Annotated in this window: 14 protein-coding genes; 6 read left to right on the top strand and 8 right to left on the bottom strand. The window is 60.1% G+C overall.

Features of this window, described 5'->3' with window-relative positions; genetic code table 11:
- Positions 1-141: 141 nt before the first annotated feature.
- Both queD and IFT47_RS25425 read right to left on the bottom strand, forming a co-directional pair.
- Positions 142-498 (bottom strand): 6-carboxytetrahydropterin synthase QueD, encoded by a 357-nt coding sequence (gene queD / locus IFT47_RS25430; RefSeq protein WP_172611443.1) that lies wholly within the window; start codon positions 496-498, stop codon positions 142-144.
- 104 nt (positions 499-602) lie between these two features.
- A complete protein-coding gene (locus IFT47_RS25425; RefSeq protein WP_192174856.1) occupies positions 603-1,685 on the bottom strand; it encodes a patatin-like phospholipase family protein in 1,083 nt (360 codons plus the stop codon).
- Positions 1,686-1,848: 163 nt separating this feature from the next.
- Here IFT47_RS25425 and IFT47_RS25420 point away from each other — a divergent pair, with 163 nt between their 5' ends.
- The 6 genes from IFT47_RS25420 to IFT47_RS25395 all read left to right on the top strand — a co-directional run bounded on the left by IFT47_RS25420 (position 1,849) and on the right by IFT47_RS25395 (position 7,478).
- On the top strand, positions 1,849-2,157 hold the full coding sequence (locus IFT47_RS25420; protein ID WP_192174855.1) for a PepSY domain-containing protein: 309 nt from the start codon (positions 1,849-1,851) through the stop codon (positions 2,155-2,157).
- Complete coding sequence (locus IFT47_RS25415) at positions 2,157-2,486, top strand: PepSY domain-containing protein (protein WP_192174854.1); 330 nt, start codon at positions 2,157-2,159, stop codon at positions 2,484-2,486. The genes IFT47_RS25420 and IFT47_RS25415 overlap by 1 nt, the downstream gene beginning before the upstream one ends.
- Positions 2,486-3,154: a response regulator transcription factor gene (locus IFT47_RS25410; protein WP_192174853.1), complete on the top strand. Its 669-nt coding sequence runs from the start codon at positions 2,486-2,488 to the stop codon at positions 3,152-3,154. Before IFT47_RS25415 ends, IFT47_RS25410 begins: the two co-directional genes overlap by 1 nt.
- Positions 3,151-4,506, top strand: coding sequence for an ATP-binding protein (locus IFT47_RS25405; RefSeq protein ID WP_192174852.1), 1,356 nt, complete (start codon positions 3,151-3,153; stop codon positions 4,504-4,506). The genes IFT47_RS25410 and IFT47_RS25405 overlap by 4 nt, the downstream gene beginning before the upstream one ends.
- 85 nt (positions 4,507-4,591) lie before the next feature.
- Positions 4,592-6,271: a methyl-accepting chemotaxis protein gene (locus IFT47_RS25400; protein ID WP_192174851.1), complete on the top strand. Its 1,680-nt coding sequence runs from the start codon at positions 4,592-4,594 to the stop codon at positions 6,269-6,271.
- 142 nt (positions 6,272-6,413) lie between these two features.
- Entirely contained in the window at positions 6,414-7,478 is a 1,065-nt protein-coding gene (locus IFT47_RS25395; RefSeq protein ID WP_192174850.1) for an AI-2E family transporter, read from the top strand.
- A 350-nt stretch (positions 7,479-7,828) separates the two neighbouring features.
- Here the strand turns inward: IFT47_RS25395 and nuoN are convergent, their stop codons facing one another.
- Genes nuoN through nuoI form a run of 6 tightly spaced genes read right to left on the bottom strand, consistent with a single transcriptional unit; the run spans position 7,829 to position 14,097 of the window.
- Positions 7,829-9,286 carry an NADH-quinone oxidoreductase subunit NuoN gene (gene nuoN, locus IFT47_RS25390; RefSeq protein WP_192174849.1) on the bottom strand — a complete coding sequence of 486 codons (1,458 nt, stop codon included), beginning with the start codon at positions 9,284-9,286 and terminating at the stop codon, positions 7,829-7,831.
- A 7-nt stretch (positions 9,287-9,293) separates the two neighbouring features.
- Entirely contained in the window at positions 9,294-10,826 is a 1,533-nt protein-coding gene (gene nuoM / locus IFT47_RS25385) for an NADH-quinone oxidoreductase subunit M (RefSeq protein ID WP_108122799.1), read from the bottom strand.
- A gap of 52 nt (positions 10,827-10,878) precedes the next feature.
- Positions 10,879-12,726, bottom strand: coding sequence for an NADH-quinone oxidoreductase subunit L (gene nuoL / locus IFT47_RS25380; protein ID WP_172611451.1), 1,848 nt, complete (start codon positions 12,724-12,726; stop codon positions 10,879-10,881).
- Entirely contained in the window at positions 12,723-13,034 is a 312-nt protein-coding gene (gene nuoK / locus IFT47_RS25375) for an NADH-quinone oxidoreductase subunit NuoK (RefSeq protein WP_065989117.1), read from the bottom strand. The genes nuoL and nuoK overlap by 4 nt, the downstream gene beginning before the upstream one ends.
- A 4-nt stretch (positions 13,035-13,038) precedes the next feature.
- Positions 13,039-13,539, bottom strand: coding sequence for an NADH-quinone oxidoreductase subunit J (gene nuoJ, locus IFT47_RS25370; protein WP_037008804.1), 501 nt, complete (start codon positions 13,537-13,539; stop codon positions 13,039-13,041).
- A gap of 9 nt (positions 13,540-13,548) precedes the next feature.
- Positions 13,549-14,097 carry an NADH-quinone oxidoreductase subunit NuoI gene (gene nuoI / locus IFT47_RS25365; protein WP_037008808.1) on the bottom strand — a complete coding sequence of 183 codons (549 nt, stop codon included), beginning with the start codon at positions 14,095-14,097 and terminating at the stop codon, positions 13,549-13,551.
- Between the last annotated feature and the right edge of the window lie 9 nt (positions 14,098-14,106).

The following is a 14,106-nucleotide window of genomic DNA, read 5'->3' as shown; positions in this document are numbered from 1 at the left end:
TGAGAGTAGGTCATCGTCAAGATTAAATTCCAGAACCCCATTTGCGAAAGCAGATGGGGTTTTGTTTTTGCGCGCGGAAAAGCTGTTAAACGGCGGTCCAAAAAAACCACCCGTGGGGTGGTCTTCATTCTCTAACGCTGATCAGTCGCCGCGATACACGCACCCGCTGGTGCATGTCTCGTGAATCCGTATGGCGGACAGCTCTGGCAGCAGCGGCTTCAACTCCTTCCAGATCCACTTCACCAACACTTCACTGGTCGGGTTTTCCAGACCGGGGATGTCGTTGAGGTAGTTGTGGTCCAGACGCTCGTACAGAGGCTTGAATATCGTCTTGATCTCGGAGAAGTCGCGAATCCATCCGGTATGGGGATCGGGTTCGCCTTGCAGGTAGATCGCTATACGAAATGAGTGACCGTGCAGGCGTCCGCACTTGTGGCCGTCTGGCACGTGAGGGAGCCGGTGAGCTGACTCGAACGTAAATTCTTTAAAAATTTCCACGGTGATATGAGCCTTGAGAAGTGGCGATCGCCAGAGCGATAAATGCAAGCGGCGAGTTTATCAGTAATGGTTTCGCGAGTGACAGGCGGAACCTGACCAGATGGTTAAGCCAAGGGCTGCAGGCGTTGAATGAGACGGCCTGTGTCGACGAGCTCCAGGAACTCGTCCCCCAGTCGCCTGCTGCTTTCCATTGCGGTCCGCCAATACCGCTGACGATCCGCATCCCTCCCGACGAACCGCTTGAAGTCGCTTCGATCAGGCAGCTTGCCACAGGGCAGCGTAGCCAGATACTCCTTTGAGGGCGCAAGCAGTACGACGTCTTGAAGCCGAGTCTGGTCGCCTCTGCGCCAGGGCAGTGCCTTGTCAAACCAGCCTGGAATTATTTTGTCGGTAAAGTGCGGATACAGCACGATGTCGCTTCCGCTGTATGGAAGATCCAGATGGTAGTCGAGCAGGCCGCCGTCGCGGAACATCCCTGCGCCGACACCGGGGATCTCTGCAACGCCCTCCATAACCATGGGAATGGAGCCTGACGCCAGCAATGCCTGGCGCAGGTTGAGCGTATTCAGTGGCAAGCAATGAGACGGAAAGTCAGTCATTGGCAGAAGGGGAGGGGCGAGGCGTGGGTCGTGCATGACCAGCCGCTCGAAATGCCGCGACAGGCGCGCGCGCCCGAGCAGGTTATCTGCGATCACGGCTCCCAGTCCCAGGCTCAACCCAGCACGATGATCTCGGGCGAGCAAACCGCGGCTTCTGACGATCATCACGTTGAGCCGATAATGGGCGTTCGTCAGGACGTGGGCATCATCCGCCTGCAAAAGCGCGTCGAGCATCGTCATACAGCTGCGGGTGACTTGAGCCATGGTCACGCCTTTGGCGAAACTCTGCTCATTGTACAGCCGACCAAGTCGCTGGATCCCTGCAACCGGGTCCGGCAAGCATGCGCTTGCAAAGCGCCACGAACCGATGGAGGCGCCAATTAACGAGCGCTCCCGCTGAGCCCGGGGCAGCCATTCGCCGAACAGCGCCAGATCCAGCCCCTGAATCCCCAGCGCTTTCGGTCCACCCGCCGCGCCCGGGATGATGCCGACATCTATCGGCGACAGCCCTTGCTCGCTGATCCGCGTTATCGCGCGCCTGCCGGCCTTGATAGTCAATGCTGGGTATTTGATGTGAATGTTGCTCATGGCCCCTCCGGGGTCTGACAGGGGAGAATCATATCGTGGATCTCGCTTACATCCGCTGGCGGCTCGCCAGGTAGTGGCACGTAGCCAGATGAATTCAGCTTCAATTAAGTTCGCCCGGTTATCGTTGGCTCCGTAAACAACCAGACCACTACGGAGATCCACCATGAAATTCCTGACTGCTTTTATCGCTGCGACTGCACTCACCCTTACAGCCGGTTATGTCCAGGCCCGGGATCTGGGTCCAGATGAGGCGCTGAAACTGCGCGATGCAGGTACTATTCAGTCCTTTGAAAAGCTCAACGCCGTCGCCTTGGCGAAGCACCCGAAATCCACCATCACTGACACCGAGCTGGAACAGGAATATGGCAAGTATGTTTACCAGATCGAACTGCGCGATGCGCAAGGTGTGGAGTGGGACGTTGAAGTCGACGCCGTCAGCGGGCAGATCCTTAAAGACCATCAGGACGCCTGATGATCTCCAGTAAGCGTCCCGCCAAGCGTTTCGTTTACTGTCTGGTGGCCGCGTGTGCGGTCACGCCGAGCCTAGCGTGTCTGGCTCGGGATCTGAATCAGGACGAGGTGCTTGAGCTGCGCAGGAAAGGCGTGATTCTGCCACTTGAGCAGTTCATTGATCAGGCACTGGGACGTTACCCCGGCTCCAAGCTGCTTGAAGCCGAACTTGAGGAGAAACACGGCGTGTTGGTGTATGAGATCGAGCTGCTCACTGCCGATCATGTGGTGCGCGAGCTGAAATTCGATGCCGGTGACAGCCGCCTGTTGCAAGACAAGGAAGACGATTGATGCGTTTGTTATTGGTTGAGGACCACGTTCCCCTGGCGGACGAGCTCATCAGTACGCTTGGCAGGCAGGGTTACGCGATCGACTGGCTGGCTGACGGCCGCGATGCGGTTCATCAAGGAGCTACCGAGCCTTACGACCTGATCGTGCTTGATCTCGGTCTGCCAGGCGTTCCGGGACTAGAGGTCCTGCAGAAATGGCGGTCCGGCGGGCTGTCCACCCCCGTACTCATTCTGACGGCGCGGGCCTCGTGGGCCGAACGTATCGAAGGACTCAAGGCTGGCGCCGACGACTATCTGACCAAACCCTTTCATCCCGAAGAGTTGCAGCTGCGCATTCAGGCGCTGCTTCGCCGTGTCCGTGGTCTGGCCAATCAGCCGAAACTTGAAGCCGCCGGCCTGCACCTGGACGAAGGGCGCCAGTGCGTCAGTCGCGGGGAAGAGGACATCCAGCTGACGGCGGCGGAGTTTCGCCTGCTGCGTTATTTCATGCTGCACCCCGGGCAGATTCTGTCCAAAAGTCATCTGGCCGAGCATCTTTATGACGGGGAGAACGAGCGGGACTCGAACGTGATCGAGGTCCACGTCAATCATTTGCGCCGCAAGCTTGGGCGGGCCGTGGTCGAGACACGACGCGGGCAAGGCTATCGTTTTGCCGGGACGGGCGAGTGAGGTCGATACAGCGACGCTTGAGCCTGGGCCTGATCAGCGTGCTGCTGATTGTGGGACTGGTCCTGGCGCAGATCAGCCTGTGGTTGTTTGAAGTCGGCTTGCAGCGTTATCTCGAGTCTGGCCTGCGCAATGAAAGCGAGCTGCTGCTGGTGGCACTGGTTCGCGGCCCTGACGGCCTGCAGCTCGATGAGCATCGGCTGTCGCCCGGCTATCAACGACCTTATTCCGGCCATTATTTCCGGATTGATTTCGACCAGGGCCATTGGCGCTCGCGCTCGTTGTGGGATCTGGAGTTGCCGCATCCGGGCAAGCCCGGTCTGCACGCCGATCTCGCGCTTGAGAAGACCGACCAATCGCTGTTGCTGCTGCACACCGATTATCGCAAGTTCGGACAGACCATCTCCATCACCGTTGCTCAGGACTACACCCCGGTGCGAGACAGTTTCGCGCTGGTCCAGCGCATCGGTCTCGGGTTGGGGCTGATGGCCCTGATATTGATTCTGGTGTTGCAGCGCGTCACGGTTCGCCGCGCATTGCGCCCGCTGGAAAGGGCCAGAGAACAGATTTTCCAGCTGCAACAAGGGCAGCGCTCGCAACTTGATGAGCGAGTGCCGGTGGAACTTGAACCGCTGGTCGCGCAGGTCAATCATCTGCTGGCCCACACCGAGGACAGTCTCAAGCGCTCCCGCAATGCCCTTGGCAATATGGGCCACGCGCTGAAAACGCCGCTGGCCGTGCTGATGAGCCTGGCCGAAGGCGACAGGCTGGCAGGTCATCCGCATGTGCGCGATACCCTGCGCGATCAGCTGCAGCACATTCAGCAGCGTCTGGAGCGTGAGCTCAATCGCGCACGTTTGTCAGGCGATGCGTTGCCGGGTGCGCGGTTTGATTGTGCTGCGGAGATACCCGGGCTGTTCTCCACATTGCGCATGATTCATGGCGAGCATCTGGAGCTGAGCAGTGAGATCGCTGCGGATCTGTTCCTGCCGTGGGATCGGGAGGACATCCTCGAGCTGTTGGGCAACGTGATGGACAACGCCTGCAAGTGGGCCGACAGCCAGGTCAGGCTGACCATTGCCAAAGGCGCTGATGGCTACTGTCTTTTGATCGACGACGATGGTCCGGGCATCCCCTCGCAGCATCGCGATGAAGTGATCGGCCGTGGCAATCGCCTGGACGAGCAAGTGACCGGCCACGGTCTGGGCCTCGGCATCGTCAAGGATATCGTCGAGGCGTGGGGCGGGCGCATTCAGTTGCTGGACAGCCCCATGGGCGGGCTGCAAGTGCGCATCGATCTGCCCGAGCGACTCAGCCCGCAACTGCCGGGGAGCGAAAGCGCGCCTCATTCCTAGTGACCTCAACTTTTTGTGCGCCGGGCCGTTAACCGTAAAGGAACCCCAACGGCTCAACGCACAAAAACAAAGGGTCATGACTGCCATGCGGCTAAATCTCAAAGCCAAAGTACTTTCGCTTGCCGTGCTTCCGGTGTTGGTGTTCGCACTGATCATCAGCGTCAGCACCGTCATCATGCTGCGTGAGCAGGGCAAGCGCGACGTCGAAGAAACCCGCCAGCACCTGCTCGCTGAGGCCAAAGCCACGTTGCAAAGTTACGTGGCCGTTGCGCTGGGCACCATCAAACCGCTTTATGACGCGTCGGCCCCGGGTGACATGGAAGCGCGGGCGCAGGTCATCAAGATGCTCTCCCAGGTCACCTACGCCAAGGACGGGTATTTCTTCGGCTACGACTCTCAGGCGGTGCGGCTGTTCAAGGGCAATAGCCCGGACGGCATCGGCAAGAGCTTCAAGGATGCCCGCGATCCAAAAGGCGTTTTCGTGAATGCCGGTCTCGTTGACGTGGCGAAAGCGGGTACTCATTACCTGGAATATTCCTCCGCGCTGCCCGGTTCGAGCGATCTGGTTCCCAAACTGGGTTACACCGAATACCTGCCGAAATGGGACATGGCCTTCGGGTCATCGATCAATCTGGACAACATCGATGCCAAGGTCCAGGAGCTGCAGAAGAATGTCGCCGAGCGCCGGCAGAACATGCTGGTCAGCATCATTGGCATCACGCTGCTGGTATTGGTGATTATCGCAGCGGTGGGTTTCTGGATCGCGGGCGGTATTCTGCGGCCGCTGCGTCTGATGAAAGCCAACCTCGATGACATCGCCGCCGGAGAGGGTGATCTGACTCAGCGCCTGGCGGTGACCTCCCAGGACGAACTCGGCGAGCTGGCCGGGTCGTTCAACCGCTTTGTGGACAAGATTCATGGGCTGGTCCGGCAGATCGCCGAAATGACCGCACAACTGACCGGGCTGGTGGGTGAAGTGACCGACCAGGCGCAACGTTCCGAGCAGGCAATGGAGCGTCAGCGTCACGAGACCGATCAGGTCGCCACGGCGATCAATCAGATGTCGGCCGCTGCGCAGGAAGTCGCGAAGAGCGCTCAAGGTGCTTCGGTTGCGGCGCAGCAAACCGATGCCGAAGGTCAGGCCGCCAAGCGAGTGGTCGACGGCAGCATCCAGCAGATTCACGCGCTGGTGAACGACATCCGCGACAGCGGTACTTCACTGGACAGCCTGCAGAATGACGTGTCGTCGATCGTCGGCGTGCTCGGAGTGATTCGTTCCATCGCCGATCAAACCAACCTGCTGGCGCTCAACGCTGCCATTGAAGCTGCGCGTGCCGGCGAAGCGGGCCGCGGGTTCGCAGTGGTGGCGGATGAGGTGCGTGCACTGGCCAGCCGTACGCAGCAAAGCACTCAGGAAATCCAGGGCATGATCGAACGCTTGCAGCAGGGCACACAGGGCGCGGTGCAGGCGATGCGACGCTCGAGCGAGGCGGGCGACGGGACCTCCGCGCGCGCCAATGAAGCCGGCGCGTCGCTGGATACGATCGGTCAACTGATCGGCACGATCAACGCCATGAACGCGCAGATTGCCAGCGCCGCAGAAGAGCAGACGGCCGTGGCGGAAGAGATCAATCGCAGCGTCCACCAGATTGCCGTGGCGGTCGAAAGCGTGGCCGATGAAACCCGCCACGGCGCCTCCACGTCGCGCAACCTCACAGAGCTGAATCAGCGTCTCGGCCAGTTGGTCCGGCAGTTCAGAATCTAGACCGGGGTGGCGGGCCTCGCTCGGGGCTCGCTGTCCGCACCTCCACCATTGACCTTGCACTTCAGCCGCGGCACTCCTGTGGCGATTGACGGACTAAGCATCAGACCGTGTGCTTGGCGCGGTGTAATGACATGGAAGAAACATGAACGAAACCGCGCTACAAAACAAAACCCTGCTGCTGTTATTGATACTGGTGACCATCGCGTTCATCTGGATCCTGCTGCCGTTCTACGGCGCGGTGTTCTGGGCGGTGATCCTCGGGATTATCTTTGCGCCGCTGCAACGCCGTCTGCTGGCCCGCTTCGGTTGGCAGCGCAACCTGACTTCTTTGTGCACGCTGACGATTTGTCTGCTGATCGCGATTCTGCCGGTGATCGTCATCGCGGCGTTGATGGTTCAGGAGGGGGCGACGCTTTACAAGAATGTGGAAAGTGGTCAGCTCGACATCGCCAAGTACCTGGCTGAATTCAAGGTCTTGCTGCCGCCCTATGTGCAGCACTGGCTTGATCGCCTGGGCATGGGAGATTTCAACGGGCTGCGCGACAAGATTGCCAAAAGCGCGATGCAGGGCAGCAACTACCTGGCCACGCAGGCATTCAGTTTTGGGCAGGGTACCTTCGATTTCGTTGTCAGCTTTTTCATCATGCTGTACTTGCTGTTCTTCTTCCTGCGCGATGGGCAGGACCTCACCCGCAAGATCCGCATCGCGATTCCGCTGGCCGAGCCGCAGAAGCGCCGCTTGCAGTTGAAATTCACCCGTGTGGTTCGCGCTACGGTGAAGGGCAATATTGTGGTGGCGGTGACGCAGGGCGCGTTGGGCGGGTTTATTTTCTGGGCACTGGATATCCCGAGCGCGTTGCTGTGGGCGGTGATGATGGCGTTTCTGTCGTTGCTGCCGGCGGTGGGGGCGGGGATTGTCTGGGCGCCGGTCGCGCTGTATTTCCTGCTCAGCGGGATGATCTGGCAGGGCGTGGTGTTGGGGCTGTTCGGGGTGTTTGTGATCGGGCTGGTGGATAATGTGTTGCGTCCGATTCTGGTGGGCAAGGACACGCGGATGCCCGATTACCTGATTCTGATTTCGACGCTGGGCGGGATGGCGGTGTTCGGGTTGAACGGGTTCGTGATCGGGCCGATGGTGGCGGCGTTGTTTATGTCGACGTGGGCGTTGTTTACCGGCGACAAGAAAACCGTTCGATTGCCCGGTTAGCGTGTGCTTCTAAGATCAAGATCTAAAGCGTCGCGTCCATGCGGCTCGGCCCACGGAGCGAGACCGGAGTGAGGGTATTCCGACGAAGGAGGAACCAAACCGAGAGCAAGCACCCTTGGTTACTTGGGGATGGTGCGACTTTCGACTTTTCCAAGTAACTCGACGAAGGCGAAATGTCTGCCGTTAGGCAGACGCTCTTGATCTTGGGAGCCACCCATAAGTAACTCGCCGAAGGCGAAACGATCTGCCGTTAGGCAGACGCTCTTGATCCTGAAGTGTGCCGAAGTACTAAATCAAAGCCATAAAAAAACCCTGCTCGAAGGCAGGGTTTTTTGTGCATCACTCAACCATCACAAACCCGCATGGCCCACCAGCGTCAGCAGCGGTTGCGGATAAACGCCCAGGAAGAACGCCAGCAGCGTAATCCCCAACAGCATCACACCACCTGCACGTTGCGCCCAGTTGAACGGGGCGTCGTGGCGCTGGATCTTCGAGTCTTGCAGGTACAACGTCACCATCACACGCAGGTAATAGAACACGCCAATGGCGCTGCCCACGACCAGGGAACCGGTCAGCCACCACAGGTGCGCTTCGACGCCGGTTGCGATGATGTAGAACTTGCCGATGAAGCCCGTCGTCAGCGGGATACCCGCCAGGGACAGCATCATCACGGTCAGCACGGCCGTAAGGTACGGACGACGCCAGAACAGGCCGCGGTATTCGAACATCGCGTCGGCATCGCGGCCGCTGTAAGGCGACGACATTAGTGTGACCACGCCGAACGCGCCCAGGCTGGTCAGCACGTAGGTGACCAGATAGACGTTGATCGCCTCGACCGCCATGCCCTTGCTCGCCACCATCGCGATCATCAGGTAACCGAAGTGCGCGATGGACGAATAACCCAGCAGACGCTTGAGGTTGTTCTGCGTCAGCGCCAGCAGGTTACCGACCAGGATCGACGCCACGGCGATGACCGACATCACGTCCGTCAGCACGCCACTGGTGGCTGCCGGAGATATCTGGAACAGGCGAACCAGCACGCCGAACACCGCGACCTTACTGGCCGTAGCGAGGAAAGCCGCTACCGGGGCAGGGGCGCCTTCGTACACGTCCGGTGTCCACAAGTGGAACGGCACCAGCGACAGCTTGAAGCCCAGACCCACCAGCATCATGCCCAGACCCAGGCTGGCGATCGGGCTTGGCATGCCGGTGGCGGCGATGGCCTTGCCGATTTCGCTGAAACCCAGGCTGCCGGATTCGGCATACAGCAGCGCCATACCGAACAGCAGGAACGCCGAGCCGGCTGCCGACAACACCATGTACTTGATGCCACCTTCCAGCGAGCGCTTGTTGAAGAACGCGTAGGCCACCAGACCGTAGACCGGCACCGACAGCAACTCCAGACCAATGAACAGGCTTGCCAGGTGTTGCGCGGCGACCAGCACCAGCCCGCCGGCCGCAGCCATGAGGATCAGCAGGTAAAGTTCTTCGCGGTTGCCCGGATAACCCGCCTTGCCTTCACCCAGGTAGGCGTGAGCCAGGGTGACGCAGGCCAGGGTCGACACCAGAATGATGCCCATGTAAAGACAGGCGAAGCTGTCGATCTGCAGCAAAGGCGTGACCACCAGCGGCGCGACTTTCAGCGCCGGGTAGATGGACAGCAAAGCCAGGTTGAGTCCCGCTACCGTCAGCAGGAATGATTGCGAGTGACTGCGACGCCATGCGATGCCCAGCATCACCACCACAACGGTGATGCTGGTAATCAGCAGCGGCGCCAGCGCAATAAAGTGTTGAATCGTCAGGTCCATAGCGCTCTTACCGGGCCGAAGCGAGTTGAGTGAAGGCGGTGCCGAGCCATTGCTGCACGCCATGCATGGTCGCCGAGGATGTGTCGAGGATCGGTTGCGGGTACACGCCCAGCAGAATCAACAACACCGCCAGACCCAGCACCATGATCAATTCCCGACCGTCCATGCCTTTGTAGACCGCGTCGGACTTGGCCGGGCCGAAGTAGGCGCGGTGGATCATGATCAGCGAGTAGACAGAACCGAACACCAGACCGGATGTAGCGATGGCGGTAATCCACGGCGCGCTGACAAAGCTGCCGATCAGGATCAGGAATTCACCGACGAAGTTACCGGTGCCTGGCAGGCCCAGCGACGCAGCGGCGAAGAACAGGCTGATGGCCGGCAGGTACGCGATCTTGCTCCACAGGCCACCCATTTCGCGCATGTCGCGGGTGTGCAGACGCTCGTACAACTGACCGCTGAGGATAAACAGCGCGGCGGCCGACAGACCGTGAGCGAGCATCTGCACGACGACGCCTTGCAGCGCCTGCTGGCTACCGGAGTAGATGCCGATCAGCACGAAGCCCATGTGCGAAACGCTGGAAAACGCGATCAGGCGCTTGATGTCGGTCTGGGCGAAGGCGAGGAAAGCACCGTAGAAGATACCGATCAGGCCCAGCACCATGGCGATCGGCGCGAACTCGGCCGACGCATTTGGGAACAGCGGCAGCGCAAAACGCAGCAGACCATACGCAGCGGTCTTCAGCAGGATGCCCGCCAGGTCCACGGAACCTGCGGTCGGCGCCTGGGCGTGAGCGTCAGGCAACCAGGAGTGCAGCGGCACGATCGGCAGCTTCACCGCGAACGCGATGAAGAAACCCAGCATCAGGATGTATTCGGTGCCGTGGGACAGCTTGGTTTTCAGCAGGTCCGCGTAGCCGAAGGTGATCACGCCGGTCTGGTTGAAGTGCACCAGTACCAGACCCAGGATCGCCACCAACATGATCAGGCCGCTGGCCTGAGTGAAGATGAAGAACTTGGTCGCTGCGTAGATCCGCGTCTTCTTGCCGTCCGCCGAGCTGTGACCCCAGAGCGCGATGAGGAAGTACATCGGCACCAGCATCATTTCCCAGAAGAAGAAGAACATGAACAGGTCGATGGCGAGGAACACGCCGACGACACCGCCCAGGATCCACATCAGGTTCAGGTGGAAAAAGCCGACGTTACGTTGAATCTCTTTCCACGAGCAGAGTACCGAGAGGATACCCAGCAGGCCGGTCAGCAGAATCATCAGCAGGGACAGGCCGTCGAGGGCCAGGTGCACGCTGATGCCGAAGCGCTGGATCCACTGAAGCTTGAATTCAAGGGCCCAGGTCGGATCGGCGCCCGGAGCGGGAGCATAGGTAAACGTACCGGTGCTCCAGACCCACAGGCCCAGAATCGTCTCGAGAGACATGGTCAACAGCGCAATCCAGCGCGGCAGGGTAGGGCCGAAGCGCTCACCTTGCCAGCACAGCAGGCCGCCGATGAAGGGGATCAGGATTAGCCAGGGCAGAATCATGACGGGCTCAATTCCTTTCGCAAAGTCGCAAGGTTCATGTCAGTTCGACTCATCAGACCAGCACAATCGCGCCGAGTACCAGTACGGCACCTGCGGCGATCGAAGCGGCGTACCAACGGAGCTGACCGGTTTCGGTGCGGGTCATCAAGCCGTTGCCGGCTTTGACCAGACGCGGAATCAGGCCGATTGTGTGGTCAAGCGGGTCGCCACGCAGCAGGCGGCTGATTGCCAGGTAAGGTTTGACGAACAGCACGTCATACACCCAGTCGAAGCCCCACGCCGCAAACCACCATGCAGACAGGAAACGACCCGGACCGCTGTTGGCGATGGCCGTGGCCAGACGACGCTTGCCGAGGAACAGCACCGCCGCCAGCAGGATACCGGCCAGAGCGATGGCGCCCGAGGCGATTTCCAGGCTGTGCTTGGCTTCGCCGCCAGCATGCCCTGCGCTTTCCGGCAGCACGCCGGCCAGTGGCGGATGAATCCAGGCGCCAATGAACGTCGACAGCACGATCAGCACACCCAGCGGCAACCAGTGGGAAATCCCGTGGCCGGCGTGGGCTTCGGTCTTCGCTTCGCCGTGGAAGGCGATGAAGATCAGGCGGAAGGTGTACAGCGAGGTCATGAACGCACCGACCAGACCGGCATAAAGCAGGTACTGATGACCGCTGGCGAACGCTTCCCAGAGGATTTCGTCCTTGGAGTAGAAACCCGCAGTGACCAGTGGCAAGGCCGACAGCGCTGCGCCGCCGACGATGAAGCTGGCGTAGGCCAATGGCAGTTTCTTCCACAGACCGCCCATCTTGAAGATGTTCTGCTCGTGGTGGCAGGCAACGATCACCGCACCGGACGCGAGGAACAGCAGCGCCTTGAAGAAGGCGTGGGTCATCAGGTGGAAAATCGCGCCGTCCCATGCACCCACGCCCAGCGCCAGGAACATGTAGCCGATCTGGCTCATGGTCGAGTAGGCGAGGATACGTTTGATGTCGGTCTGCACCAGTGCGGCGAAACCCGCCAGTACCAGGGTCACGCCCCCGACGATGCCGACCAGATGCAGGATGTCCGGAGCGAGGATGAACAGGCCGTGGGTCCGCGCGATCAGGTAAACGCCCGCGGTCACCATGGTGGCGGCGTGGATCAGTGCCGACACCGGAGTAGGACCGGCCATCGCATCCGCCAGCCAGGTTTGCAGCGGCAGTTGCGCGGATTTACCGACAGCACCGCCCAGCAGCATCAGTGTGGCCAGAACGATCCAGAAATCACCGACCTTGAAGTGCTGTGGTGCACGAACCAGCAGTTCCTGAATGTTCAGCGTGCCCAGCTGCTGGAACAGGATGAACAGGCCGATGGCCATGAACACGTCGCCGATGCGGGTCACGATGAAGGCTTTCAGTGCCGCGTTGCCGTTGTTGCGGTTGCTGTAATAGAAACCGATTAACAGGTACGAGCACAGGCCCACGCCTTCCCAACCGAAGTAGATGAACAGCAGGTTGTCGCCCAGGATCAGGAACAACATGCTGGCAATGAACAGGTTGGTGTAGGCGAAGAAGCGCGAATAGCCGTCTTCACCGCGCATGTACCACGAGGCGAACAGGTGAATCAGGAAGCCAACGCCGACCACCACACCGAGCATGGTGATGGACAGGCCATCGACATACAGGGCGAAGTTGGGCTCGAAGCCGTCCACTGACATCCAGCGCCACAGCACCATGGTCAGGTGACCGCCTTCCGGGGGTGAGACGTTGAACTGGAAGATCACGTAAGCGGCCACGATGGCCGACAGGCCAATGGAGCCCACGCCGATCAGGGCTGAGAGGTTTTCCGACCATTTGCCGCGCGAGAACGACAGCAGCAGGAAACCGATCAGGGGGAATACGAAAGTCAGAAAGAGTAGGTTCATCCGCGCATCTCGCTGGCAGCGTCGATATCGAGCGTGTGGAAGCGGCGATACAGTTGCAGCAGAATCGCCAGGCCAATGCTGGCCTCGGCTGCGGCAAGGCTGATCACCAGAATGAACATGATCTGGCCGTCAGGCTGTGCCCAACGGCTGCCCGCGACGACAAAGGCCAGCGCGGCTGCGTTCATCATGATTTCCAGGCTCATCAACACGAACAGAATGTTGCGGCGTACCAACAGGCCCGCCAGGCCGAGGCAGAACAGGATGCCGGCGACCGCCAGACCATGTTCCAGAGGGATTGCTGAGTTCATGGCTTTACTCCTTCGCCTCGTTGCGGCCGACATGGAACGCCGTCACGGCTGCCGCAAGCAGCAGCATCGAGGCGAGTTCGACAACCAGCAGGTAAGGGCCAAACAGGCTGATGCCGACGGCTTTGGCGTCCACCGTGGTGTGACCGATGGAAGCGCCGGTGGAGTTGGCGAACAGCACGTAAATCAACTCCGCCAGGAGCAGGCCGCCCAGCAGAATCGGGCCGAGCCAGATGCCGGGTTTGAGCCAGGCGCGTTCTTGTTGAACCGAGGCCGGGCCCAGGTTCAGCATCATCACCACGAAGACGAACAGCACCATGATGGCGCCCGCGTAAGCGATGACTTCCAGGGCACCGGCAAACGGTGCACCGAGACTGAAGAACGTCATGGCCACGGCTATCAGCGAAATGATCAGGTAGAGCAGGGCGTGCACCGGGTTTGTGTTGGTGATCACCCGAAGGGTGGCCACCACAGCGATGCCGGATGCGAAATAGAAAGCGAATTCCATCTTTCTTCCTTAAGGCAGCAAGCTCTTGACGTTGATGGGCTGGGCTTCGTTCTGGGCATCGCCTTTCGGCTTGCCGGCGATGGCCATCCCCGCAACGCGGTAGAAGTTGTAATCAGGGTTCTTGCCGGGGCCGGAGATCAGCAGATCTTCCTTCTCGTACACCAGATCCTGACGTTTGAACTCGGCCATCTCGAAATCCGGTGTCAGCTGGATCGCGGTGGTCGGGCAAGCTTCCTCACACATGCCGCAGAAGATGCAACGCGAGAAATTGATGCGGAAGAACTCCGGATACCAACGACCGTCGTCGGTCTCGGCCTTCTGCAGCGAGATGCAACCCACCGGGCACGCCACGGCGCACAGGTTGCACGCCACGCAGCGCTCTTCGCCGTCGGGGTCGCGGGTCAGGACGATGCGGCCACGGTAGCGCGGCGGCAGATAGACCTGCTCTTCCGGATATTGCAGGGTGTCACGCTTACGGAAGCCATGGCCGAAGACCATGATCAAGCTGCGCAGCTGGGTACCCGTACCCTTAACGATGTCGCCAATATATTTGAACATGGGTCAAAT

It is taken from the genome of Pseudomonas sp. CFBP 13711 (assembly GCF_014842265.1).
GTDB lineage: Bacteria > Pseudomonadota > Gammaproteobacteria > Pseudomonadales > Pseudomonadaceae > Aquipseudomonas.
This window is presented reverse-complemented; position numbering and strand designations above follow the sequence as displayed.